Origin of the sequence: Pseudomonas retamae (genome assembly GCF_043496865.1) — a bacterium.
Lineage (GTDB): Bacteria > Pseudomonadota > Gammaproteobacteria > Pseudomonadales > Pseudomonadaceae > Aquipseudomonas > Aquipseudomonas retamae.
Window position 1 is genome coordinate 316297 of record NZ_JBIEIL010000007.1, and the last position, 22671, is coordinate 338967.

Here is a 22671-nt window from a genome sequence, read left to right on the forward strand (position 1 = left end):
CGAATGTGGAAGTTCAACGGCACCATGGATTTTAAGGCGACAGGAAAAATCCACACTCATGCAATGGGTTGCTGCGGTACGTCTATGGGTATGAGGCACTTATGCTCAGGTATGGATAAGGAACGCTGTCACTCGCAAGTGAAGTTTCCCGGTGCAGCGAGCCGGACGGGTAGAGCGCAACTGTTAGGGTTGGCGCAGGGCTGGCGCTTATACATTGGTATGGCTCGCCACCGCCTCGATACTGGTTGAATGAACTGAACAGGCGTTTCTCCTATACCCGCGTATGGTTCTTGCGGGTGTGGTCGCGGTGCACACTCCTGGGCAAGGAGCGCTTGCAGGCGCTCTCTTCAAACATGGGCATTGGCCCGGTGTTTTGCCGTATCACTCAAACAGGAGCGCGATCATGTCAACGTATCTGAACCATTCCCTTGCCCATCAACCCGGCAGCGACCAACAGGCGGCTTCTCGTCAGCCGGTAGGGTCGACCTTCGGCGGCGTGCAGGAACTGGTGCCTTCACGCTATGCATTGCGGGTCGGCGATATTGATGTGGTGGTGATCAGCGACGGTGTGCTGCCGCTACCCACGTCAACCATGTCGACCAATGCCGATCCGGCTGCTCGCGCGGCCTGGTTCAAAGAGATGTACCTGGGCCCGGACGCATTCGACTGGGCGCTGAATGTTCTGGTGGTGCGCAGCGGCGAGCAGATCATCCTGGTCGATGCCGGGCTGGGCGGGCAGTTCCCGGGCTTTCCCCGTGCCGGTCAACTGCCCAAGCGACTGGAGGCGGCCGGCATCGATCTTGGCTCGGTGACGGACGTGGTGGTCACTCACATGCACATGGATCACGTCGGCGGCTTGCTCGTCGATGAGGTGAAAAACCGCTTGCGTCCAGACGTGCGCATCCATGTTTCGGCCACTGAAGTGGCGTTCTGGGAAACGCCGGATTTCACCCAGACCGTCATGCCGTCGCCAGTGCCTGACGTGTTGCGCGCAACCGCCAGACAATTCATCGATACCTATCGCAGCAAAGTGCGAACCTTTGATGATGAATACCAGGTGGCACCGGGTGTAGTGGTGAAACTCACCGGTGGCCACACGCCCGGGCATAGCGTGGTCTACGTGAACTCCGGCGGCGAACGTCTGACCTTCGCTGGCGATGCGCTGTTTCCCGTAGCCTTTGAACACCCCGATTGGCACAACGGCTTCGAGCACGACCCCGAGGAATCGGTGCGTGTGCGGGTGCGCCTGATGCGTGAAGCCGCAGCCAGCGGCGAATGGTTTGTTGCGACTCATTTGCCGTTCCCATCGGTGGGACGCGTGGCCGTTGATGGGGATGCGTTTCGCTGGATCGCCGCGTTCTGGGATTACTGAGTCGCCCATACGCAACCTGTAGCGACGCCGATACGCGGCGTGCGTTTGACCCTGCCTGAAGCTGGATCAAACGCACGCTGCGTGCGCAATTGTCGTACGGAAACGGATTGGCGTGTTCAGCGCCGGCGCTGCAATGCTCGATCGATACAGGCTAACAGCGCCTGGGTATCGAACGGCTTGGAAAAATAGCCTTCCGGCCTTCTGACCCGGGCACTGAACTGCGGCGGCGGCCCCGGCCTTCCTGTGATGAACAGGGTAGGGATATGCACGCTCTTTGCTGCCAGCGCCTCGTACAACTCCACTCCGCACATGCCAGGCATTTGAATATCCGATATCAGGCAGTCGGTATGCGCCGCGCCGCCGGACTGCAGAAACGCAAGCCCGCTGTTATACGTGTTCACGGTATAACCGCAAGATCGCAACAGACTTCCCAGTGATACGAGAATAAGTTCATCGTCATCAACGACGGCAATAACAGCGGAGTCAAGCATGGCGAACCTGATGTCGTTGTCCCGATTATTCATGGAGCAAGTGACTGCTGATCAAATGCAGAAGTCGCGCATGACGGCGCACGCACTCTTGAAAAAGTCTCTTGCTCGCCAGATCGTTGTTGGCTGCGGCACTTTGTTGATGGGCACGTAAACCGTTAACTTCAGCCTGCAGCCGGCTCGTACTCCGCTTTATCTCCGTCAGGTAATCGGCAAAATGGCTGTGTGCAATTTCGTTGAAGCGGTACAGCCCTGCAGGTTCTACGTAGCCACCCAAGTCAACGATACTGATGGCGAGGAACCGGGCATGGTCAGAGGTGGTGCCGGCCAGTTGTTGAAACAGCTGCCGCACAGGCAGAAAACTGACATTGCGCAGCATCTGCTTGAGGTAATCGAACTGCGCCTGAAGGCTCTGCGTCGTGCCAGACATTTGCGCCAGTACTTCGAGGACGTCGATGCGCTCGGCAGTGGATAAGGATGTGTGAGCACCGTATCGACTGATGCGAAACGAGTGGCGGAGCTGGTAAAGCGTTTGAGGTGCATTCATGACAACCGTCTCAGGCTGGCGCTGCGGCGCGGTAGGGAAGGCCAGCTTAAGTCCCGCCACGCTCGATAACACTCCTACGTGGAGACGGTGTGCTAGTACCTGGGGGCATGACCGTCATACCCGAGTATGGGCATGCGGTTACTGCGTTGAATATTGCGACTGCAGTAACGGGTTCCATTGCGCCTGATTGTCCGGGCGCCGGTAGTACACCACCAGGCGCCTGGCCACCTGCATGGCTACTTCGCGGCCGTGGTCCGCCTCGACCAGTGCCAGAGACAGGTCTATCCCCGCGCTGACGCCCGCCGAGGTCCATACCGGGCCCTGCTCGACAAAGATCGCTTCACGATCCAGTTCGACCTGTGGGAACAGGCGCTCGAACTGATCCGCCATGGCCCAGTGAGTCGCCACCCGCAGGCCGTCGAGCAACCCGGCCCGTGCGAGAAAAAACGCACCGCTGCATACGGAGGTGCTCCGTTCGACCCTGGAATACGCCTTGTGCAACCACTCCACCAGCGGCGAACTGTCCACCAAGGCCTGGCGAATGTACGGCGAGCCTGGGACGATCAACGTGTGCATCGGCTCCAGTGTCAGGTCTCCCAGACGAATCGTTTGCACCGTAAGGCCTTCGGCGGTGCGTATCGGCCCCCCTCGCAGGCTCGCGGTATGCAGCGTGTAGCCGGGCAGGCCGAGGTCAGCCAGACGTCGGGTCGCGGCCCAGAACACCGTCTGGGCGCCGCTCATGTCAAGCAGACCCATTTGCGGATACGCGACGAAAATGACGCTGCGCGGTTTACCCGGTGTTGCCTGTGGTGTGTCGTGCGAAGTAGTCACTGTTCCAGGCCTTTGTATACGGTTGACGGGGTTGGAAACGCGCAGGGTTCGTGTCTGACGTCATGCAGCGGCAGGGTGAAGCGGAACTGCGTGCCGACCCCTTCGGTGCTGTCCACGCAGATGTGCCCACCGTGGAATTCGATGATTGAACGGCAGATCGACAAGCCCATGCCCAGGCCTGTCGGCTTGGTGGTGAAGAAGGGGTCAAACAACGAAGGAAGAATGTCCTCGGCGATGCCGGCGCCGGAATCGGTGATTTGCAGCACCGCTTCGTTTTGCTGCAGCGAGGTGCTGATGCGCAGCGTGCGGGGCCGGTCGTGGACATTGGCCATGGCCTGGCATGCATTGATGATCAGGTTGATGATCACTTGCTGCAGTTGCACCCGGTCGCCCTTGATCAACGCTTCGGGGGCGCCAAGCTGTGCATGCGGTCGGACCTCGTGCAGAGCGATGTCATGCTGCATCAGCGTCAGCGAGTCCTTGACGATATCGTCGAAGCGCTCGGTGTTGCGCTGTACTTCGCTCTGCCGTGAGAGCGCCCGGATGCAAGTGATCACGTCGGACACTCGTGCAGAGTTCTGTATGACCCGATCCAGCGAACGCCGGGCTTCTTCAAGGTTCGGCTCGGGCCGGTTGATCCAGCGTTTGCAGGATTCGCCGCTGGTGATCACGGCGGCGAGCGGTTGATTGATCTCGTGAGCGATCGAGGCGGCCAACTCGCCCATGGAACTCAACCGCGTCACATGGGCAAGAGTGGCCTGGGAGTGAAACAGCGCCTCTTCCGCTTGCCTGGCGGCCGTGACATCCATCAATGCGCCGACGTATTCGCAACGGCTACCGTGCTTGAACAATGGGCTGGCGATCATTTGCACGAACTTGACCCGGCCGTCGGGCATGACCAGCCGATGCTCCACTTCAATCAGATCCTGATGGCGTGCTGCCTGTTCCAGAACACCGTCAATGAGCGGCAGGTCATCGGGATGAGTCCGGGCCTTGACCATCTTCAGTGTGGGCGTAACGAGGGGTGGGTATTCGAAAATGCGCGACGATTCCTCTGACCACGACACGCTGACGTTGTTTTCTGCGCCGAGGGTGAAACCAACGCTGCCGGTGTGACTGAGTTTCTGCGCACCGATAAAAAACGCTGCGTTGCGTCGCAGCGTCTCGTTCGCGCGCTTGCTGTGCAGCGCAAGCAGGCTGGTGGTGATCAAGGCGATCAGGCAGCGAACAAAAGCGCCGATCAAACCGTGGTCGCGGTAGCCTGCGTCGAGGATGAAACTGACGGTCAGATGGATGATGCATCCTGCGGCCACAGCGATGAACAGCGGTACGGGGAAGATGTTGGCAGACATGAAGAGCAGGGTGAAATAGAACAGCGTGGGTGCTACATCAAAGTCCAGGTATGAATGGGTAATGAAAATCGTGCTGCCCACGGCAACGGCTGCCAGCCAGGCAACGCCGTCTGAACAAAAAAGCTGTGCGCGACGTTTGTAGATAGACATTTGTTATTCCGGTTTTTGCGGTCGGACGGCAACGCAACCTGGGGCTGATGCCGGACAAACTGAGTGACGGGCAGAATGACGCAGAAATAAGCGTGTCGAGTTGCTCTTGCGCGGCGGCTGTATCACGCATTCAAGAATCGAGCGTGAGCCGCACCCGGGCCGTTCTTGTTATGGGAAATGATGGTAGGGCAAGGGTATGGAGTCGGGCACCGCTACATTCGGTCAATGCAGGCATGTCCAGGTATGGCGCGGCTATACCGAGGTATTAGCCGCGCTGAGTTGCATGGCCGCACCGCGCGGGCAGGCGCTGTCAGCGATTGGCCGACTGCGCGGCGATGGCCTCGGCCATGCGCACCAGATCGGCAAACGAGCGCGCGCCCATCTTGCGCATGGCCTGACCACGATGGATCTTCACGGTGATTTCACTTAGCCCGATCTCTCCCGCGATCTGCTTGTTCATCAGACCGGAAGCCGCCAGCGCCATGACCGTCTGCTCCCGGGGCGTCAACGTGGCGTGGCGCGTACGTAGCTCCTGCGCGTGCCGTCCGGACTCGCGACGCTGCTTGTCGCGGGCATGCGCGGCGCAGACAGCATCGATCAGGTCCTGCTCGCGAAAGGGTTTGGTCAGAAAGTCCACGGCACCGGCCTTCATCGCGCGCACGGTCATGGCGATATCGCCATGCCCGGTGATGAACACAATCGGTACGCTGATGCCGGCAGCCGCCAGCTCGTTCTGGAAATCCAGGCCGCTGCTGCCCTGCAGTCGGACATCGAGCACCAGGCAACTGACGGTGTCCGGACGCGGGTGATTCATGAATTCAGCGACCGAGGCAAACAGCTCGACCTGCAGGCCGATCGAGCGCAACAGGCTCCCGAGCGATTCGCGCAACCCGGCATCGTCGTCGACGATGTAGACCACCGGCTCGCCAGGATTACTGTTGTGGGCGGGATGATTGTTCATTGCTTGTGTTCCCAGGGTTTTGACTGACCGGGCCTGCGCGACACCGACTCGAGAGCTAAAATCGCCAGCTCGATTTTAGCGCTGATCCTGCAAAGCGAATCGATGCCTGACCAAAGGCATTCAATGCGCTTTTCTCCCTGTGGTCGCCAGCGTAACGGGCGCGGGATGGCTGTCGATGCTCCAGACGCAGACATGCGCACGCGTCGATAGTCGTTCGTTTCAGGAGCGAATAAATCGGTTCAGCATGCTAGATGCCCGACGGCGTGACCGGCTAGGACAAAAAACCCGGAAAAACTGCCAGTCGCAGGTGATGCGAGACAGGGATCAGCTGCGCACACAACCGTTCACCTCAGCCGTCTCTGCAGTTTCATACTCAAGTATCAGAGCGCTCACCCAACGCATGAACATCCTGACCTGATGTAGCACAGACGCCTGGCAACCGGGGTCGTAACCTGATCGCTGTCGGTAATACTCAATGGCTGCGTGCCGGGTGGTGAAGTCCATGAACAGAAATGATCTGCGTCGCGTCGACATGAATCTGTTGGTGGTGTTTGAAACGATGATGCATGAGCGCAGTGTTACCCGCGTTGGCGAGAAGCTGTTCCTCGGCCAACCGACGATCAGCGCCGCGCTTGGGCGTTTGCGTCAGCTATTTGATGATCCGTTGTTCATTCGAGTGGGCAGGGTGATGGAGCCGACGGCGCGAGCGGAGGACATATTCGCCAATCTGACACCGGCGCTGGATGGCATTGCTGCGGCGGTGAGCCGTTGTCAGTCATTTGAGCCGGGCACCAGTGAGGCGACGTTTCATGTGGGGCTATCCGATGATGTCGAGTACGCGCTGTTGCCGCGTTTGCTTCGGCAACTGCGCATGGAGGCACCGAACATCACTTTGATCGTGCTGCGCGTTGACCAGCAGCAAATGTCGCAACGGCTGTTCAATGGTGAAATTTCCCTGGGGATCAGCCATACGCTCGATCTGCCGGCGAGTGCGCGACGCAAAAGTCTGCGTACCGTCCGGCCGATGCTATTGCGTGCCGACAACCGCGCCGAGGCAGTGACGCTGCAGGAGTTCTGCCAACGCCCGCACATCGTCGTCTCATCGGTGGGCAACGCGGCTGACGATACTGATCAGGCTTTGAGCCTGTCTGGGCACCAGCGCAAGGTGGTGTTGACGGTGCCGCAATTCAGCGCATTGCCGAGGTTGCTGGCGCAGAGCGAAATGCTCGCCATTGTTCCCGACTATGTAGCCCGCGCGATGGCGTTGGCCCAAGGTATCCGGGCCGAGGCCGTCCCATTGCCGCTGCCGACGCGGAATCTGTCCATGGCCTGGCGCGGCGCGGCGCACAACGATGTCGGCCAGCGCTGGTTGCGTTCGCGTTGTCAGGCCTGCCTCAGTACGCCCGTCGAGTTGCAGGTGGTGCCGAAATTGTCAGCGCTCCGGCACAGCACTCAGTCTTGGCAGGCGGCGTATTAGCCGGATCAGGCGACTTTGAGCTGACGGATCAAGTCCAGCTGTAATGGATCATTGAATTCTCATATTCAGGACGTGTAAGAACTTCATCGCGCTACGGCCACGCACTTGATCTCCACAAGAAGACCCGGTCGAGCCAGCTCCGCGACGCCTATGCATGTCCACGCGCAAGTGCCCCTGGGAAAGACTGCATCCTTCACGCGTCTGAATGTCGACATGTGGCGGTGCATGTCGACGTGATAAGTGGTCATTTCCACAACGTCTGCAAATGCGCAGCCACCGGCCTGGAGGACGAGCCGGAGATTTTCCCAGGCTGCCAGAAACTGCTGTTCTGGATCTTCGATCACTGCCAGTTCCGGCGTCCGGCCTACCTGACCAGCGCAGTAAAGCGTTTTTCCCACCTTTATTGCGGGTGCGTAACCGGCCTGCTCGCAGAGCAATGTCATGCTGTCTGGAACAATGATCTGACGATCAGTCATGGTCGTGGCGCCTTATGGATAAACGGAAAAAAAATTAACCCAGATGCCAGAGCGGCGTCCATTCGAGTCATCGGCCCGCTGAGGTTGGAAGTAACAACTGTGTTCATATCCACCGTCCTCATGATGCGTCGACAGACATTCTTGCGAACACGTATGGAGCGCGCGGGATTGCTACGGCACTGCCATTGCAGCACTCTCACTGTTCAATCTTGTACGGGGTAAAGCATGGACTGGAGTGATATGCGGGTGTTTCTCGCGGTTGCCCGCACCGGGTCATTGGGTGCGGCCGCCAAACAGTTGGGGGTCAGTCATCCGACGGTGGGGCGGCGCTTGCAGGTGCTTGAGCAGTCCAGCGGCCAGCCGATTTTCCTTCGCACCGCCCAAGGACTGGTACTGACCGACAGCGGCGAGAAGGTTCTCAGCCTGGCGCAGGACATGGAGCAAAGTGCCTTGGCCATCGAGAGGCGTCTCGCCGGGGAAAGCGCACAGCCTGAAGGTGTGTTGCGCATCTCTTGCGCAGACTGGTTCGCCTGCTATGTATTGGCCCCGGTCCTGAGTGAGCTGGGTCAACGTTATCCCTTGATCGTGCCCGAGGTCATCGCCGGGCATCGATTGTTCGACCTTGCGCGTCGCGACGCCGACATCGCGTTTCGAATCGTGCCGTTCACCGAACCGGATATCGTTCACCGCAAGCTGACGACCCTGAGCTACGGCTTGTACGCGGCCGTCGATGTTCTTGAGCCAAAACCCGAGGGCGAGGGGCTTGGCTTGATCACCATGAGCGTCGCTCAGTCTCATTACCCGGATGTGCAGTGGCTGCAGCAGCGTTACCCGCTGGCCCGTACCGTGTTCACCAGTAGCAGCCGTACCGTCCAGGCGCAAATGTGCGCGCAGGGGCAGGGCGTTGCCGTACTGCCGCGTGCGTTGGGCGACCAGCTAACAGCGCTGCGCCTGATTGATCCGCATGAACCGCCACCGGGTCGCGATATATGGATGGGCTACCACCAGGACATGCGCCAGATGGACAGCTTGCGTGCCCTTGCCGACCTTGCCTCCCGTATGATCGGCGACCAGCCAGGCAGTTGACTCATTCGGTCGGCTGCATCGCTGCGGTCTGCAATCCGCCAGCCGGCTGGCGCGCCAGGGTAATGCTCAGTCCCGTACCGACTGTCAGGCAGGCAGCCATGCACATTAGCGAGACGGTGAAGGCGTAGGTGATGGCAGCCGCGGCCGTATCCGTTCCCAGCAGGGTGTAAAAAATCCCGCCGATGATCGCCACGCTCAGTGATGTGCTGATTTGCAGGGTGGAACTGGTGATGCCCGCAATCATGCCCGAGTACGCGGGCGCTACACGCTCGGTGATCATGCGCATCAATGTTGGCAGGGCCAGCCCTTGGCCGAAACCGATCAAGAAGAGACTCACGGCAAGTGGCAGCGCAGCGGGGCTGGCCAGCATCGGCGTCTGCGTCACCAGCCCGGCCAGCAGCACAAGCCCCAGCACTTCCAGTGCCATTCCGACGGGATTCACATAAGCGCCCAGAACACGCCCGAACTGCTTGGTCGAGAGCGGTCCCAGCAAAAATCCGGCGCCGAAAGGCAGGAACACCAGACCCGCATCGAGTGGACTCGTGCGCAGGGCGCCCTGTAGGTAAATGGAAAACAGCAGGAAAAACACGCCGATCGAGTAGAAGCACAGCGCGACGAGCAACGCCCGCCCAAGGCCAGGCGCACGTAATGCCGCAGGATCAAGCAACGGTGCGCCGCCTGACTGGCGTAGCCGGGCTTCGTAGCGCCAGAACCACCAGGCCAGCAGCGGCACCGCTGCAAGGGATAGCCCGGCCCACAACGGCCAACCCGCTTCACGTCCTTCGATCAGCGGCACGATCAGCGCCCCAAGTGTCAGCACAGAAAGTGCCGTTCCGCCCAGATCCAGCCGGGTAGTCTGTCGCGCACGGGTTTCCCTGACCAGTGGAATCGCGATCAGGATCACCAGCAACGCAATCGGCAAATTGACCAGAAATATCGCCCGCCAGCCCAGGCCCATCAGGTTGAACGATATCAATATCCCGCCCAAGGCCTGGCCGATGACCGACGCCAAGCCAAAGACCGCGCCATACAGGCTCAGCGCCAACGGCTTCTCCGACTCCGGAAATATGGCCTGCACCGAAGCGAGCGCCTGGGGTGCCATGACCGCAGCCGTCACGCCTTGCAGCGAACGCCCGGCGATCAACATCCAAGGTGACTCGGCGAAGCCGCAGATCAGCGAGGCGACGGCAAAACCCGCCAGGCCGACGAAAAACATTTTCATGCGACCGTAGAGGTCTCCCAGGCGTCCGCCGGTGATCAGCGTCACCGCATACAGCGCCGCGTACGAGGAGATGATCAGTTGTTCGGCAGAGGAGGCGGTGCCCAGCGATTGCTGAATCGAGGGCAGCGCCACATTAACGATGAAAAAATCCAGAGGCGGCAAAAACGCACCGACCAACAGGATGGCGAACATCAACCAGCGCCGCGGCTCCGGCGCCGATACCTTTTTCGCAGGCATAGGAATCTCCTGTGTGAAACCGCTCGGATTTATGGAAAGGCGTGTTCAGATCTGCGACAGGCCGCCGTCGACCATCAGCTCTACACCGTTGACATATTTCGCATCGGCCGAGGCCAGGAACAGCGCCGACGAGGCGATTTCTTCCGGCTGGGCCATATACCCCAGCGGCGTGATCTGCTCGACATGCTGGCGCAGTGCGGCAATGTCGCTCTCGCTCATGTTCAAACCGTTATCCATCAGTGGCGTGCGGGTGAACCCGGGGCTCAGGACATTTGCGCGGATCTTGCGACCTTTGAGTTCGTTGGCCCAGGTCCGGGCGAAGGAGCGCACCGCAGCCTTGGAAGCGTTGTAAAGGCTCAGTCCTTCCATGCCGTTGCTGGAACAGATCGAAGCCGTCAGGACGATCGACGCGCCATTGTTCATCAACGGCAGCAACGTCTGAACCGTAAAGAAAACACCCTTCACATTAATGTCGAACAGCTTGAAGTAAGACGCTTCGGTAGTTTCGCCAAGTGGGTTCGTTTCACAAATACCCGCGTTGGCAAACACCGAGTCCAACTGATCGTCGTGGGCTTCAATCGTCGCTTTCAGCGTGTCCAGATCAGCCTGCCGCGCGACATCGGAAATGACCGCGACGGCCTTATCGCCGAGCCTCGCGACCGCTGCCTCCAGCGTGGCTGCAGAACGGCCAGTGATGTAGACCCGCTTCGCACCCTCTGCAATCAACCCCTGCGCGATCGCAAAGCCGATCCCGGTGGAAGCGCCGGTAACGACTGCAATCTGATTGGCGAATTTACCTGACATAGCTGACCCCTCGGTCCTGAGTGTGGATGTGTGTAACCACGGTGGCGGCCATTGTGATAGGCGTCAGGGGCGGGCGGGACTGCCAGAAATGCACGTTGGTTGTTCAGTTTTGTGGGTGCGCCCGTGAGCGTTCGGTCGAACCCATGAAAAAATCATGTCCCGTGCCCGAGCGCTTATACTCGCTGGGCTGCTTGCAATACCCATTCGAAAAACAGACGTGTCAGGGCAGACCATGAGCGACAGAACGGATACCCCGAATCAGCCAGTCAGCGACGAGACGCCGGGCGCCCGGCAACCCGTGGCCGTGCTGAACTTGCGCTGGCTGATACTCGCCCTCGTGTTGCTGTCTGTTCTGGCGACGTTGGGCAACAGTCTGATCACCGCCTACCGCGTGCAGCGCGATGCGTTGCTGGACCACGCGCTGCAATCGAACAGCGCCTATGCCGCGAAGGTCGCTTCGAGCCTGTCCGAATTCATTCATTCGGCACAGAACCATCTGCGGTTTGGCGCCGATGAATTGGGCAAAGCCTGGGGTGATCCCAGCGTCATGCGCGGCGAAGCGCTTCGTCTGCAAAAACAGGATGCCGATTTCAACTCGATCGCCATTGTCGATAGCAATGCCAAGGTGCTGGTGGCGTACCCGGACGCTCTGCAAATCAATGGTTCGACCCTGCACTCGAATGCCATTCGCAACGCCATTGAGGCGAAGCGTTCCTTTATAAGCTCGGCTTACACGTCGTCGGCGGGCAATCTCGTCGTGTTCATTTCCGAACCCGTTTATGACGCTGCCAAGCGTTACGTGGGCGTCATCGGCGGTTCGGTTTATCTGCGCGAGGACAACGCACTGCACACCTTGATCAGTCGTCACTTTCATCACGAAGGTACGTTTGCCTTTGTCGCCGATCAGGATCGCCAGTTGCTCTTTCACCCTGACGCGTCGCGCATTGGCGACACACTGGGTTGGAGTAAAACCGTGGACGCAGCGTTACGTGGCGAAAGCGGCTCAATGACCGTACGTAATTACAAAGGCGTGCCCATGCTCGCCGGATACGCGCAGGTACCGGGCGCCGGCTGGGCCGTGGTAGCGCAGCAGCCACGGGAGATCAGTCTGGCGCCGCTGGAGACACTGATGCGCGATGTTTTGCGGGGAATGGTGCCAGCCGCTGTGATCGGCTTTGTGTTGATCTGGCTTGGCACCTTGCTGATCTGTCGTCCGTTGAACCAGCTTTCGCTTATCGCCCGACAGTTGTCGGCGCCGCAGGCGACTGAACAACTCCACCACGTGAAGGCCTGGTACCGCGAGGCGTTTTCCATTCGCCAGGCGATGCTTGCCGGTGTGCAGTTGTTGCAAGCAAAGCTGGGCCGCCTGAGTCAGCAGGCGTTTGCCGATCCCATGACCGGTCTGGCCAATCGCAGGGCCATGGACGAAGAGCTGCACGCCCTGGAGCGCGCCGGCCGAACGTATTCGGTGCTGTCGCTGGACATCGACCATTTCAAACGGGTCAACGACACCTTCGGTCACGACAAGGGCGACCTGGCGATAAAACAGGTCGCGCAAATCATGCAAAGCCATTCCCGCGCCGGCGATCTGGCGTGTCGCGCGGGGGGAGAGGAGTTCTTGCTGATTTTGCCGGAAACCGATATCGATTCTGCCCGTGCTATCGCGGAACGGATTCGTCAGGCCATCGCCACATGCGATATTCCAACGGTGGGACACATTACCGCTTCGATCGGCGTGGCAACCTGTGAACACCTGCCAATCACGGCAGACGTCGTCCTCAAGAAAGCTGACGAATGCCTGTACCGGGCCAAACAGGGCGGACGCAATCGAGTGGAATTCTGCCCATCCACGGCGTCAAGCACGCCCACATGAGCCTCGACCATTGATGCAAATCAGCAATCCCTGCACTTATCGACTGGCTTGTTGATTCTCCGTCGATTCCACGCTAAAAGCAGCATCAGGTGCCGAGCAAACGTCCGGTCCGGCAAACAGCAAGACGTGTCACGGCCCCCATCATTCGGACGGTGAAATGAAGCGTTCAAAGATCATGCGGCGGGGAGTACTGCTGACCACCCTCGCGGTGGTCATTCCGTTAGGCATGACGTTCGCGGCTGGGTGGATGCTGTCGATCCATGCCGCACAGGAACGGCTGCAGACGCTGGCTGTGATCGCCAACGATCGCGCCAGCCAGACGTTTGCACAGGCCACCCAGGCCCTGAAAAGCATCGCCATCACCGATCTGGAGCCCTGCTCGCCACAGGGCGTTGAGCAGATGCGCATGATCGCCATGAACACTTTTTCGGTCGAGTCAGTGGGCTACGAAGAAGATGTATTCGCCTGCACGTCCTGGGGCGCTACGTCACCTCGGTCAAAGGCGTGGCCAGAGGACTTCGTTACCGACGATGGGGTCAAGGTCTCCCTTGATGCGCGCGACGACAACGCGCTGATCAAGCCGATGCTGGCACTGCAATTCGCCGCGTTCAATGTTCTGGTGGACCCCGAACAGTTTCGCGAGGTTGTGCTGGATGAAGGCGTCAGGCTGGCTGTCGGTACGCGGCAGGGCCGCTTGCTGGGGCCGGCAGATTCGAATATGGCAAGCTTCCTCGCCTTGGTGCATCAAGGTCCGACGCATGGCCTCAAGGACGGCTTCCTCTACACGCTTGTAGCTCAGGGCAACTTCACCGTCATCGCGGCGATCCCGCGAGAGGAGCTGTTGCGCAGCCTGGTGCAGCAGGTCTTGTATCTGCTGCCGATCGGTCTTGCGATTGCCGTGGGCCTGGTGTTCATGACCCTGCGTTGGTGGCGTCGCAAGCTGTCTCCTCTGGCCGCACTGGAGCGTGCCGTGCAGCGGCACGAATTCATCGTTCACTATCAGCCGATCATTGAAATCGAAACTCAGCGCTGCATCGGCGCTGAAGCTTTGGTCCGCTGGCGAAAACCCAACGGCACGCTGATCTATCCGGACGTGTTCATTCCTCTGGCAGAGTCCAGCGGTTTGATTGAAGCGATCACCGACCAAGTGGTCAACAGCGTATTCGAGGATCTTGGCGAGATGCTGGCCCGTGACCGTTCGCTGCATGTGGCGTTGAACCTTGCTGCCGCCGACGTGTGCTCTGGCAGGTTGATACCGGCATTGTTGAACCAGGCTGGTCGCGTCGACGTGCTGCCTTCTCAGATATGGATCGAAGTGACAGAGCGCAGCCTTATTGACCTGGCGCCAGCGAAGAGGACCTTGGAGCGCGCACGAAGCGCCGGGTTTGTTGTCGCGCTGGATGATTTCGGCACTGGCTATTCGAGTTTGCAGTACCTGCAGCAACTACCGCTGGACGTTCTCAAGATCGACCGTTCCTTTGTCGAGCAGATTGGCGAAACCGAAGAGAGCAGCCTGCTGATCACGCACGTCATTCAGCTGGGCCACGCGTTGGAGCTGACTCTCGTCGCTGAAGGTGTCGAGACGCCGGCGCAACTGGGTTATCTGCGCGCAAACCAGGTGCGGTATGCGCAGGGATGGCTGTTTGCAAAAGCCATGGATTGCACAGCGTTCAAAAAGCATTACCTGCAGAGTCGGCCCGGCGCAGCAGCACCTGGTATAGAGGGTCATCAACCCTCTCATCGGGTCTCGCCGGATCTGGAGCATGATTCATCTGGGTAATGGCCGGGATTTTCCTCAAACGCAGCCGCCCGGGAGGCGGCCACGGTCATGTCACTTTCCGTTCGGGTCAGCAGCCTTGTGGGGTTTCACCGCGCGCCAGGCGAGTGTTGATGTCTTCGATGACTGCCGGTAACTCGACGATCGTGTCGATCAGGTAATGCGGACGAGAGCCTTCGAACATTTTTGTGATACGGGCGCGTTCTTCTGCCAGCTTCTCAAAGGGCAACGCTTTGTATTGTTCGTAAGTCAAACCGAGGGCATTGCCGGAACAGGTCAGCGCGACTGTCCACATGCCGGCACTGCGGCCCTCAAGGATGCCGGGCCAGGTGTCGTCGACCTTGACGCAAGCGGCGACGTCGCTGACGCCCAAGGCAATCACGTTAGCCAGTGCCTGAGCCGGATGTGGGCGACCATTGGGCACTTCGTCGGTCGCTACCACATGGTCGGCGACGTAGCCATTGTGGCGCGCCAGCTCCACTACTTTGGCCATGACCACGGCCGGGTAACCCGAACAGGAGCCGATTTTCAAACCTCGCTCACGCAGCGCATCAATGGTCTCCAGGGCTCCGGGAATCAGCGCTGAATGCAACGCGATCTTCTCGATCTGCAGCGGCATGAAACGCTCATAAAGGGCGGTGACGTCCTCGTCAGTCGGAAAGCGGTCAAACACCGCGCGGTAACGTTCGGCAATCTGTGGCTGGTTGCATAAAGTCCGGATGTGGTCCCACTTCCCCATGCCCATGGGACCGCGTGCTTCCTCCAGCGAAACCGCTACGCCAAACTCAGCGAAGGCTTCGACAAAAATCTGCGTAGGGGCGAACGAGCCGAAATCCACGACGGTTCCGGCCCAGTCCAGAACCACCGCTTGCAGTTGAGCAGGTTGTTGATAATGCATAGTCAATCTCCACTTTCAGGTAAGGGAAGGCCGTCCCTCTCATTCATGAGAAGTAGGCTTATCGTTTGTTGAAGTGCGTTACAGAATCAGATAACCGGCGTTGAACGGGCGTCGAACAACTCCGCAATCATCGGCCGGTTTCGACGAATACCCAGGCAGCACAAGTGGTAATCGATGGAAAACGGGTGATTTACAAATGTGATGGGTTTGGTATTGGGGGTTTCGGCGTATTCGACGGCAGAGACAAAACCGATGCCGATACCCTTGGCGATGGCATGCACGATTGCTTCACGGCTGTTCAACTGCATGACGCAGTTCAGCGAGACGCCGAGGCGCTTGCAGCTTTCTTCCACCAACTGACGCGTGCGTGAGTTCTTTTCCCGGAGCACCCATTTCTCACAGCTGATTTGCTCGACATGGACCTCTTTCTGGCTTGCCCAAGGGTGGTCTTCGCGCACGACAGCAATGATCGGATACCGCCGGTACAGTTGGGTATCAAAACGCTCATCGAATTCGGACAGCGCCAGAATCGCGACATCAATGTCGAAGTTGAACAGCCGGTTCAACGTCTCCTTTTCCGGCGAGAACGAGGTCTCGATTTCAATGTCAGGATGGCGCTGCATCAATTCGTACGTCAGGTTCATCGCGATAGGCGGGGACACCGCACCCAAACGCAGCATGCCTGTCTTGCGTTGCTTGAAGCTCTGTAAGAGTTGCACGGCTTCATCCTCTTGGCCGAACAGGCCCTGGGTGATCGCATAAAGCTTGTGTCCCGCCGAACTCATTTCGATAAAGCGGCCGCGACGATGAAACAGTTCCACGGAAAACTTTTTTTCCAGTGCGTTGACCTGCTCACTGACTGTCGGCTGTCCGACGCTCAGGTACTCGGCGGCGAGCGTGAAGCTGCCGGTCTTCGCTACCGCGTGAAAAGAACGTAGCCACTTGTGGTACTGGTACATAAGAGTTCCCGTGCCGAACCGCGAATCGATACTTATCGCCGAATGAACAGCGCGACCACGGCGCTGCACAGGCAGGCGGTTGTGACCACGATGAAGATCAACGACGTATTACCGGTACTGTCGAGCATACTGCCGATCAGCGGTTCCGCCAGGCCGGCGAACAGATAGGACGAAAAGTTCATCACACCGGTTGCCGTGCCAGCACGCTTTGCTCCGACCAGATCAGGACAGAGCGCCCAGAAACTTGATGCAGGACCGTAGACAAAGAACCCGCAAAGGAACAAGGCGACAAGGCCGGTGGCGCTGTGCGGTGCCAGGGTCCACATCCACAGGCTAGTGGCGGCGCCGAGCACCATGTAGAGCATGATCGCCAGGTAGCGCTTTGAGCCGAACAGTTTGTCCGAGATCCAGCCATTGCTCAGCGCGCCGACGGCCATCCCGACCGGTAGGGCGACGGTGATCCACTTCGGATCGACCATGCTGTCGCCAGTCTTCCAGTTCGCGCCCAGAAAGTGCACCGGTACCCAGACGATGAGGCCATAGCGTGCGGCGTTCTGAAAACCCAGGGAGACTGCAGCAATGATCAGACGAAAGTTTTTCAGCACAGCCTTGTAGCGTTGTGCAGAGGTTTCGATTTCGCCGTGTGCCACTTCGTGACCCTTGTCATCGGCATTGGCGACCCCGGTGTCCGCAGGCGGTTCGAAGCCCAGATCCTGCGGACGCTCGCGCGCCACCAGATAGAAGATGATCCCGCCCGCCAGCATCAACAGCACCGGTAAGCGAAAGATCCAGCGCCACTCCAGATGCATCACCTCAAGCACCACGATCGAGGTCACGTAGGACAGGACTGAGGCGCACCCGGCGGCGAACACATACAAGCCATACACCTTGCCGCGCTCGCCGGCACTCCACCAGTTGGAGATGAGCCGACTGCCGGGCGCCCATCCCAATGCCTGGAAATATCCATTGATGCCCCAAGGCAGGATCAGCGCGGCAAAATTGCTTGCGAAACTGGTCACCCAGTTAGCCATGCAGGACAACACGGCCCCGGCGGTCATGATGCGGCGACCGCCGTATTTATCGGCCAGGTTGCCGTTGATGGCCTGACCGATGGCATACGCCCACAGCATGACGGCCGATGCCCATCCCAGGTGTTCCTTGGTAAAACCGAATTCGGCCTGGATTCCCGGTATGGCGAAACCGAAGGTTTGCCTGCCGGTGTAGAAAAACAGATAGCAGAACATCGCTGCCAGCAACATGCGCCATTGAGCGACTCGAAATGATGCGGCGTGTCCAGCGAGAGCAGGCATGGTTTGAGCACGATTCATGATCTTTTCCTTATTATTGTTCGCTCTCACCGGAGGGTGTCGGCGGGTGCACTCTTTTCTGAGCGGTGCAGGAAATCGTCGCGACGGGTCACGCCGCTGACAGTGCTTGTCGGTTGTTGGATGCCGGGTTGGCGCTACGCAGCTTTAGCGCCGATAAAGTTCTTGCCCCTGGCGCCCTGCATGGCGAAATCAATCATTTGCTCGGCTTGCTCCGCCGTGACGCCATAGTCGGCAAATTCGGTTTTCACGCCGAGGCTGTGCAGGAATTCACGCAACTGATTCTGGGCCTTGTGCAGATCGTTGCCGAAAATTCGTTGCAGGGTACGGTCGCGCGCGGCGTCGTGCCCCCAGGCCATGCCCAGCACCAGCGGCAACGTAAAGGAGCAGGCAATCCCGTGCGGCAAACCGTAACGCAGCGTCATTTCGTAGGAGATGGAGTGGGCGAGGGCGGTTTTGGTGTTGGAAAACGCCAATCCGGCCTTTAGTGCCGCCAGCGCCATGCGCGAACGCAGTTCGCTGTTGGCAAGATCGCGACGCAGCAGCGGCAGGCATTCCAGAATGTCCGCGATGGCGGAGATGGCGAACGTGTCCGAGACCGGATTGGCATTGACGTTCCAGACCGATTCCAGCGCATGAGACAAGGCATCCAGGCCGGTAGAGACGGTGACGCCACCAGGCACGGTCAGCATCAGTTGCGGGTCGATGATCGCGACCTTGGGCCAGGTGCACTCAAGGTGCAGCGAGTACTTTTTGTGGCTGGCCGAATCCCAGATGGTTGCCCAAGGGGTTACCTCGCTGCCGGTGCCCGCTGTGGTGGGCGCCGCGATCAATGCCTTGCTGCGCGCAGGGACGAAGGGCTTGCCGGTGGCCAGTAACGCGAGCAACTCATCAAAGCGGCCCGACTCAGTACCGACGATCAACGCCTTGGCGGTATCGATTGCACTGCCACCACCGACGGCGATGACCGCGTGACATTCGCCGGCCTCCTGCCAGAAACGTTCATAGGTATCACGCAGCTGGGCCACGTCAGGATTAGGCTGAACATCCTCGATCACGTACACCAGGCGGTCGCCCAGCAGGTCCTGGATGCGATCGACCAGTCCCAGCCCTCGCGCCTCGGGAAAGGTCACCAGGGCGACTGTCTGGTGTTCAGTGATGTCGGCCAGTTGATGCAGGCTGCCCCAACCGAATCGTGTATCAACGGGATTGTGAAATCGGGCAATCATGGTGTGTCCCTTGTTTTTGTTGTTGGAAGTGCCTCCATACTCGGGCGGCTTCAACAACAGCTCAAATCGATAATTCGCAGGCATCAATTGGTTGAACCGATAATGACCTGGACGGCTTGCCTGCGATTGTTCAGGTGTGAGCGCCACGCTGGATCGCGTTGCGCAATCGACCCGACAGCGCGTCAGCGATGATCACCATGAGCGTGATAACGATGATGCAGGTGGCCGTTTCCTGATATTTGAAAAGCTTCAGACTGCTTACCAGCTCGAACCCAAGCCCGCCTGCACCGACCATGCCGAGGACGGTCGCCGAGCGTAAATTGACTTCGAAGCGGTACAGCACCACTGCGATCCATGCAGTGATGACCTGCGGCAACACGCCGAACACGATGACTTGCAGGGGGCGCGCACCGGTGGCCTGAAGCGCTTCGATCGGGCCTTGGTCGATTTCTTCTATGCTCTCGGCAAAGAATTTTCCAAGCATGCCCATGCCGTGCAGAGCCAGCGCGAGCACGCCAGGGAAGGGCCCAAGACCTACCGCCGAGACAAATACCAGGGCCAGAATCAGCTCGTTGATGCTGCGAGTGATGTTCAGAAATTGCCGGGTTGCGTGAAAGACCAGGCGGTTTCGGCTCAGGTTGCGCGCCGCGAGAATCGACAGCGGCATGGCCATCAACACGCCGAGCAACGTGCCCCATATCGCGATTTGCAATGTCTCCACGGCGGGCGCCAGCAGTCGAGGGAGAATGCTCAGGTCGGGTGGGACCGTGCGGGCAAGGAAATCACCGATTTGCGGCAACCCTGCGGCGAGTTCGCCCACGCTCAATTGCGCGCCGGTTGCGCTCCAGTGCAGCGTGAAAATCACCGCCAGCACGATCATTGCGGTGGACAGCCAACCACGCGGCCCGCGAGGCAGGTCCACGGTCCACAGATAACGTTGCTGTTTCATGTTCAAGCCCTCACTTGAGCGCGAGGAACTGTCATCGTCTGCGCTTTTGCGCCGAGGTCCGGCGATTGGGTTGTCTGGCCGGGATAAATGCGCTGAATGTCGTCTTCGTTCATGCTGCGAGCGCTACCGTCAAACACCAGTTTGCCGTGGGCCAGGCCGACTATCCGGTCACCAAACTCTCGGGCGTACTCAATCTGATGCAGGTTGCACAACACCGTGATTCCCAGGTCCCGCGTAGCATCACGCAAATACTGCAGCACCAGACGCGCCGTCTTTGGGTCGAGACTGGCCACCGGCTCATCCGCCAGAATCACTTTTGGCCGTTGCGCCAGGGCACGTGCGATTCCTACGCGTTGCATCTGCCCGCCGGACAGCGCATCGGTCCGTTGGTGAGCTTTGTGCGCAAGCTCTACACGCTCAAGGCACTGCATCGCGAGCGTCACGTCCTCACGCCGAAACAGTTGCAGAATGGAGCTCAATGTCGATGCCGCGCCCAGGCATCCGGTGAGCACGTTCTTCAGCACGCTGAGACGCGGCACTACGTTGTGGTGTTGAAAAATCATCGCCACCTGACGTCGCAGTCCGATGGTGTCGCGGCAGGCCAGTGCGTCAATACCCGCTACGCAGAGCGTACCGGTGTCGGCCTGGACCAGGCGGTTGATACAACGTAGCAACGTGGATTTGCCCGCGCCGGACTGACCCAACACCACGACGAATTCTCCTGCCGCTACCTCTAGGTCGATCCCGCGCAGAACCGGGTTCGTTCCGTAGTGCTTGGTCAGTTGGCGGATACTGATCATTTAAGCCTCCGCAGATCGAGATCGAGCACTTTGGCGGTTTCGCGCACAACGTCATAAGCCGCGTCGGTGGTGGGCTGAAAGCCGTCCAGTTCGCCCTGATCACCCCACGGCACGTTCTTGATCGACGCGAGTGCCGCGGCGACTTTCTGCTTGAGCTCCGGGTCTAGACTCCTGCGCCAGACCATCGGCGATTCCGGGATCGGACGAGAACTCCACACCACTTGAAAGTCGTCCTGCTTCACCAGCCCTCGGGCAACGGCATTGGCCAGAATGCGGTCGGCGACAGCGGCGGCATCGACCTTGCCGTTGGCCACAGCGAGGATGCTCGCGTCATGGGAACCGGAGAAAATCACACGAGAAAACAGGGTTGCGGGATCAAAACCTGCCTGCTCCAGTCCGGCTTTCGGAAACAGATGGCCCGAGGCAGAGCTGGGGTCAACAAACGCGAAGGTGTGATTCTGCAGGTCCGACAGTTGAGTGATGCCGCTGCCCTTGCGAGCGAGGATCAAACTCTTGTAGGCGCTTTGACCGGTTTTTTTGGTGACGGCGACCGCGAACGCATCAACGTCTGCTACTGACGCCGCCAGCACGTACGAGAAAGGGCCGAGATAGGCTACGTCCAGTTTGCCCGCGCGCAGTGCTTCGATAATGCCGTTGTAATCCGTGGCGACGAAGGGTTCGACAGGTATGCCCAGTTTGTCTTCGAGGCTGCTGAGCACTTGTTTGCTCGATTCGATCATGGCTTGAGAGTCTTCTGACGGGATCAGGCCAATTCTCAATTTTTCGCCCGCCACCGCTTGGCAGGCAGCGCTGATAGAAAGGCAGGCAATCGCGGCCAGACGCACAAATCTGCTGAAGTTATTCATGGCATTCCAGAAGTTGTTCGGAGTTGCCACAGGCTAGAAATGTCACGTGACAGTCATAGGATCAATTCAATATGAGTTTTCACAGCCAGGTATTGATGGAGTCTATGGATGTCGACCGCCAGGATGCGTGCCTTTCTTGCCGTGGCACGTCACGGGAGTTTCAGTGCGGGCGCGAGGGCGCTCGGGCTCAGCCAACCCACACTCACCACACAAGTCCAGGGGATGGAACGCGAATATGATCTCGAGCTGTTTCACCGCCGCGGACGGCGTATCGAGTTGTCCGATGTAGGTCGCCAGCTATTGCCCATTGCGCAGGCGATGGCGGCACTGGATCTGGACGCGCACAACCTGTTGCGCGACTCTGGCCGACTGGACCGTGGGCAACTCAAGCTCGGCGCGGTGGGGCCTTTTCACGTGATCGAGATGGTTGACAACTACCTTCAGGTGCACCCGCGCATCGACGTTTCGATACGGGTGGGTAATTCGGCGCAGGTGCTGGCCGACCTCGAGAATTACGTGACGGATATCGCGGTACTCGCCGGCCGGCATGATGACCCGGCACTCTGCGCTGTGCATTACGCGCGCCACGCAATCATCCTGTTTGCCCACCACGAGCATCCTTTCGCCCACCGCGATTCAGTGCGTCTCGAGGAATTGGAGGGGCAGCGGCTGCTGCAACGGGAGCCTGGCTCCACGACGCGTCTGGTTCTGGAGCAGGCCTTGAAGGCGGCGCACGTTACGCCTCGTATCGCCATGGAAATCGGCAGTCGCGAGGCGTTGCGTGAAGCCGTCGTGCGCGGGATCGGGCTTGGGGTTGTCTCTGAGGCGGAGTTTATCGCTGATCCCCGAATCCGCACGATCCGCATCGAGGGGGAGCAACTCTTTACCGAAACCTATCTTTATTGCCTGGCCGACCGTCGCTCAAGCCGACTGATTACGTCATTTTTTGATGTGGTGCGTGCGGCGGGATAACCAGCCGCTCGCCATCCGCG

At 59.3% G+C, this 22671-nt stretch carries 21 protein-coding genes; 6 read left to right on the forward strand and 15 right to left on the reverse strand.

What is annotated here, in order from left to right; genetic code table 11:
• Positions 1-403: 403 nt before the first annotated feature.
• Complete coding sequence (locus ACGSLL_RS16365; protein ID WP_394507104.1) at positions 404-1372, forward strand: MBL fold metallo-hydrolase; 969 nt, start codon at positions 404-406, stop codon at positions 1370-1372.
• Positions 1373-1488: 116 nt separating this feature from the next.
• Here ACGSLL_RS16365 and ACGSLL_RS16370 read toward each other — a convergent pair whose 3' ends face one another.
• The 5 genes from ACGSLL_RS16370 to ACGSLL_RS16390 all read right to left on the reverse strand — a co-directional run bounded on the left by ACGSLL_RS16370 (position 1489) and on the right by ACGSLL_RS16390 (position 5701).
• Entirely contained in the window at positions 1489-1896 is a 408-nt protein-coding gene (locus ACGSLL_RS16370; RefSeq protein WP_258449076.1) for a response regulator transcription factor, read from the reverse strand.
• Entirely contained in the window at positions 1889-2467 is a 579-nt protein-coding gene (locus tag ACGSLL_RS16375; protein ID WP_394507105.1) for a hypothetical protein, read from the reverse strand. The genes ACGSLL_RS16370 and ACGSLL_RS16375 overlap by 8 nt, the downstream gene beginning before the upstream one ends.
• A 78-nt stretch (positions 2468-2545) precedes the next feature.
• Positions 2546-3238 carry an AraC family transcriptional regulator gene (locus tag ACGSLL_RS16380; protein WP_394507106.1) on the reverse strand — a complete coding sequence of 231 codons (693 nt, stop codon included), beginning with the start codon at positions 3236-3238 and terminating at the stop codon, positions 2546-2548.
• Positions 3235-4740, reverse strand: coding sequence for a sensor histidine kinase (locus ACGSLL_RS16385; protein ID WP_258449079.1), 1506 nt, complete (start codon positions 4738-4740; stop codon positions 3235-3237). The genes ACGSLL_RS16380 and ACGSLL_RS16385 overlap by 4 nt, the downstream gene beginning before the upstream one ends.
• A 310-nt stretch (positions 4741-5050) precedes the next feature.
• On the reverse strand, positions 5051-5701 hold the full coding sequence (locus ACGSLL_RS16390; protein ID WP_203421910.1) for a response regulator transcription factor: 651 nt from the start codon (positions 5699-5701) through the stop codon (positions 5051-5053).
• Between the two features lie 502 nt (positions 5702-6203).
• On the opposite strand from ACGSLL_RS16390, the gene ACGSLL_RS16395 reads away from it, so the two are divergent.
• On the forward strand, positions 6204-7178 hold the full coding sequence (locus ACGSLL_RS16395) for a LysR family transcriptional regulator (RefSeq protein ID WP_394507107.1): 975 nt from the start codon (positions 6204-6206) through the stop codon (positions 7176-7178).
• An 83-nt stretch (positions 7179-7261) separates the two neighbouring features.
• Here ACGSLL_RS16395 and ACGSLL_RS16400 read toward each other — a convergent pair whose 3' ends face one another.
• A complete protein-coding gene (locus ACGSLL_RS16400; protein WP_394507108.1) occupies positions 7262-7654 on the reverse strand; it encodes a RidA family protein in 393 nt (130 codons plus the stop codon).
• A gap of 225 nt (positions 7655-7879) precedes the next feature.
• Between ACGSLL_RS16400 and ACGSLL_RS16405 the strand changes: the two genes are divergently transcribed.
• Positions 7880-8740 carry a LysR family transcriptional regulator gene (locus ACGSLL_RS16405; protein ID WP_394507109.1) on the forward strand — a complete coding sequence of 287 codons (861 nt, stop codon included), beginning with the start codon at positions 7880-7882 and terminating at the stop codon, positions 8738-8740.
• Position 8741: 1 nt separating this feature from the next.
• Here ACGSLL_RS16405 and ACGSLL_RS16410 read toward each other — a convergent pair whose 3' ends face one another.
• Positions 8742-10199 (reverse strand): MFS transporter, encoded by a 1458-nt coding sequence (locus tag ACGSLL_RS16410; RefSeq protein ID WP_394507110.1) that lies wholly within the window; start codon positions 10197-10199, stop codon positions 8742-8744.
• A gap of 45 nt (positions 10200-10244) precedes the next feature.
• Complete coding sequence (locus ACGSLL_RS16415; protein WP_394507111.1) at positions 10245-11003, reverse strand: SDR family oxidoreductase; 759 nt, start codon at positions 11001-11003, stop codon at positions 10245-10247.
• 232 nt (positions 11004-11235) lie between these two features.
• On the opposite strand from ACGSLL_RS16415, the gene ACGSLL_RS16420 reads away from it, so the two are divergent.
• Both ACGSLL_RS16420 and ACGSLL_RS16425 read left to right on the forward strand, forming a co-directional pair.
• Complete coding sequence (locus ACGSLL_RS16420; protein WP_394507112.1) at positions 11236-12876, forward strand: sensor domain-containing diguanylate cyclase; 1641 nt, start codon at positions 11236-11238, stop codon at positions 12874-12876.
• Between the two features lie 157 nt (positions 12877-13033).
• The gene (locus ACGSLL_RS16425) at positions 13034-14656 is read left to right on the forward strand and encodes an EAL domain-containing protein (protein WP_394507113.1); all 1623 of its coding nucleotides are present in this window, start codon (positions 13034-13036) and stop codon (positions 14654-14656) included.
• Between the two features lie 67 nt (positions 14657-14723).
• Here the strand turns inward: ACGSLL_RS16425 and phnX are convergent, their stop codons facing one another.
• From phnX to ACGSLL_RS16460, 7 genes are all read right to left on the reverse strand, one after another.
• On the reverse strand, positions 14724-15551 hold the full coding sequence (phnX, locus tag ACGSLL_RS16430) for a phosphonoacetaldehyde hydrolase (protein WP_394507114.1): 828 nt from the start codon (positions 15549-15551) through the stop codon (positions 14724-14726).
• An 86-nt stretch (positions 15552-15637) separates the two neighbouring features.
• Positions 15638-16510, reverse strand: a complete 873-nt coding sequence (locus tag ACGSLL_RS16435; RefSeq protein WP_394507115.1) for a LysR substrate-binding domain-containing protein — start codon at positions 16508-16510, stop codon at positions 15638-15640.
• 32 nt (positions 16511-16542) lie between these two features.
• Positions 16543-17838: an MFS transporter gene (locus ACGSLL_RS16440; protein ID WP_394507116.1), complete on the reverse strand. Its 1296-nt coding sequence runs from the start codon at positions 17836-17838 to the stop codon at positions 16543-16545.
• Positions 17839-17972: 134 nt separating this feature from the next.
• Positions 17973-19064, reverse strand: a complete 1092-nt coding sequence (gene psrA, locus ACGSLL_RS16445) for an iron-containing alcohol dehydrogenase PsrA (protein ID WP_258449088.1) — start codon at positions 19062-19064, stop codon at positions 17973-17975.
• Positions 19065-19194: 130 nt separating this feature from the next.
• Complete coding sequence (phnE, locus tag ACGSLL_RS16450) at positions 19195-20013, reverse strand: phosphonate ABC transporter, permease protein PhnE (protein WP_394507117.1); 819 nt, start codon at positions 20011-20013, stop codon at positions 19195-19197.
• 2 nt (positions 20014-20015) lie between these two features.
• A complete protein-coding gene (gene phnC / locus ACGSLL_RS16455; protein ID WP_394507118.1) occupies positions 20016-20813 on the reverse strand; it encodes a phosphonate ABC transporter ATP-binding protein in 798 nt (265 codons plus the stop codon).
• A complete protein-coding gene (locus ACGSLL_RS16460; RefSeq protein WP_394507119.1) occupies positions 20810-21679 on the reverse strand; it encodes a phosphate/phosphite/phosphonate ABC transporter substrate-binding protein in 870 nt (289 codons plus the stop codon). Before ACGSLL_RS16460 ends, phnC begins: the two co-directional genes overlap by 4 nt.
• Positions 21680-21787: 108 nt before the next feature.
• Between ACGSLL_RS16460 and ACGSLL_RS16465 the strand changes: the two genes are divergently transcribed.
• Entirely contained in the window at positions 21788-22651 is an 864-nt protein-coding gene (locus ACGSLL_RS16465) for a LysR substrate-binding domain-containing protein (RefSeq protein WP_394507121.1), read from the forward strand.
• The last annotated feature ends 20 nt before the right edge of the window (positions 22652-22671 follow it).